2 protein-coding genes are annotated in these 2,845 nt (G+C 75.1%); both read right to left on the reverse strand.

Annotated elements, in window-relative coordinates:
- Positions 1 to 887, reverse strand: an 887-nt coding sequence (locus ETD85_RS61380) for a hypothetical protein (RefSeq protein WP_206059634.1), incomplete at its 3' end; no start/stop codon positions are given.
- The gene (locus tag ETD85_RS61385) at positions 884 to 2,647 is read right to left on the reverse strand and encodes an ATP-binding protein (protein ID WP_138698952.1); all 1,764 of its coding nucleotides are present in this window, start codon (positions 2,645 to 2,647) and stop codon (positions 884 to 886) included. The genes ETD85_RS61385 and ETD85_RS61380, both read right to left, overlap by 4 nt.
- Positions 2,648 to 2,845: the final 198 nt, after the last annotated feature.

Here is a 2,845-nt window from a genome sequence, read left to right on the forward strand (position 1 = left end):
GCCTCACCCCCCACCTCCACGCCCACCTGCGCGCCCGCCGATGCGCTCCCCGCTGCACCCTCCGGCGCACCCTTAGACGCACGCTCTGGTGCGCTCATAGACGCACGCTCTGGTGCGCTCTTTGGTGCACTCTGTGGTGCGCTCAGCAGCGCCTGGATCAGCGCGGTGGGCAGCAGGACCTGTCGGGCGGCTTGGTCGACGCCCGTGACGGCCTCGACCGCGCCGCCCTCACCGAGGGTCAGATCGAGCCGGGCGAGCACGACGGGCGCGGGCTCGTCGCCGGGGAACAGCTCACCGCACGCACCCAGCTCCACGCTGTCCTGCGCGGCGGCCCGGGCGAACGACTCGGGCGTCACCTCGCCCGTACGGAACAGCTCTCTGAGCCTCGGATAGCCGGCCGCCGGCTCCGGGGCCTCGCTCAGCAGCAGGAAGCTCACGCCCTCGGCGGTCCTGGAGAACTCGCGGTTCTGGCGGCTGACGTCGCACGGGTCCGCCAGCGCCGGCACCGGGTGGGACGGGCACGGCAGGTACGCCACCGCCAGCCACGCGGTCACCGTGCGCCGGCCGCTCCCGGGGAAGGTCAATCGCCGGGCGAGGTCGCGCACGTCGAGGCAGGTGTCCTCCGGATGGTGCAGCTCCCTGCCCCATCCGTCGAGCGCGAGCCCGCACCCGACCTGCACCACGTACGGATCCCGCCCGGTCACCGCGTACCCCCGCACGGTGCCGCTGCCGTGCAGCCAGGAGGAGTGCAGCATGTGCTTGCCGCGCGAATATCCGGTCAGGACGGCGAAGTCGCTCACCCCGAGCAGCATCCCGTAGCTCACCCGCAGGGCGAGGAACGGATCGGAGGGCGGCTCGGCGAGAGCCGGCGTGGTCAAGGCTGTCATGACTGCTCCTCTCGGTCGCCGGCGATCCCGGCGGGGACTCCGGGGAAGGGCCGGCCGGCCTTGGCGTACTCACGGGCCAGCGCCTTGATCAGGTGGGCCGGGCGGATGGTGGCGCCGTCCTGCGCGGCGAGGAAGGCCGCCGCGACGGCCGCGTTGCGGATCCACGCGCCGGGCACCGGGTACACGCTCGCCAGCAGGTCCAGGGCGCTGTCGTCCGCGATGGGCCGCGCGGGCAGGTGCAGGCGCCACAGCTCGCGGCGGCGGGCCTCGTCGGGCAGCGGGAACTCCACCACGAAGTCCATCCGCCGCAGGAACGCCGGGTCGATGTTGGCCCGCAGGTTGCTGGTGAGCACGGCCATCCCGTCGAAGCGGTCCATGCGCTGCAGCAGGTAGGCCGTCTCCAGGTTGGCCCAGCGGTCGTGCGCGCCGGAGATCGCGGTACGGGCGGCGAACAGCGCGTCCGCCTCGTCGAGCAGCAGCACCGCCTGAACGCGCTCGGCCGCGTCGAAGATCGCCGCCAGGTTCTTCTCCGTCTCGCCGAGCCACTTCGACACCACCTGGGACACATCGACGGCCATCAGGTCGGTGCCCGCGGCGGTGGCGATCACCTCGGCGGCGAGCGACTTGCCGGTGCCTGGCGCGCCGGTGAGCAGGAGCCGGACGCCATGACCGGCGCGGGCCCGCTCCCGCAGCCCCCACTCGTCGAGCACCAGCGCCGAGTGCTCCAGCCGGGCGACCGCGTCACGCAGCTGCGCGGCCGGCTCGCCGGGCAGCACCAGCCGGTCCCAACCGGCGGCGGGGCTGGACAGCCGGACGCCGTCGGGCAGCTCCGCCCCTGCCCGGCACCGGATGGTCTCGGTGGCCTCACGGGGTCCGGCGCCGGTGCCCGACAGGCGGGAAAGGCTGCGTACGTCCTCGCCCACGGCTGCGGTCAGCGCGGGGTCGAGGGGATGCCGGGCGGTCAGCGCGGCGTCCTGGCCGGGCGGCCCGGGGAGGGCGGCGCGCCATGCCGTACGCCGGTCCTCGACGGGCACCGGACCTGAGGGGACGCCGAGGAGCGGGCGTTGCCCGGCCGGGCGCAAGGCCATCGACGGTGCCCAGACCAGGACGGGGCCGGGCACACCGGTCAGGTCCAGGCGCGCCGGCCCCCCGCCCGCCGCCTCGCCTCCCGTCGTGCCCGTCCCGCCTGCGGTCTCCACCACCAGCAGGGGAACCGCGTCCCGCGCGGCGGCGTGCGCCACAAGCGCGGTGATGGCGGCCCGGTCGTCGGCGGCGGCCCTGACCCCGACGACGGGCCGGCCGGCCGCGTGGGCGAGCGCGGCGCACCGGCTGAGCGCGATCGTCTCGTCGGCGGCGGCCACGAGCAGCGTGCGGGCGTCGGCCGAGCCGAGAGCGCGTACGGCGTGCCGTACTTGGGGCAGCGCAAGCCAGCCGTCGAGGCCGGGCGGCACGGCGCCGACGTCCACCCTGCTCAGGTGCTCCGGCCAGGCGTCGTGACCGGCCAGGGCGTCCCAGAGCCGGTCCGCGACGATCAGGCCGCGCTCGTGGAAGGTGGGACCGTCGGTGAGCCGCAACATGCCGTGCCGGACGGCCGGTCCTTGGGCGAGCAGCCGTCGCAGGCCGGCCCTGTCGCCGGTCAGCAACGCGGCCAGGCCGATGGTGGGGGTGGGCTCGGAGCGCGGGTTCATCGACCGGAAGGTGTCGGCCAGCCCTTCATGCTCCTCGGGCAGCCCGGCGAGCAGCAGCAGGTCCGTTTCCACCGGGCTGAGGCCGAACGTCCGGATCAACGACGCCAGCGAAGCCGTCTCAGCGGAGTCGGGGGCGTAGGTGGCGGCGGCGGAGGCGGAGGCCGAGGTAGTGGAAGCAGCGGACGTGGAGGCCGAGGCTGAGGCCGCAGACCCGGAGGCAGAGGCAGAGGCTGCGGACGCGGGGGCAGCCGACGCGGGGGTGGCAGACGC

This window comes from Nonomuraea zeae (assembly GCF_005889725.1).
In the GTDB taxonomy this organism is placed as follows: Bacteria; Actinomycetota; Actinomycetes; order Streptosporangiales; family Streptosporangiaceae; genus Nonomuraea; species Nonomuraea zeae.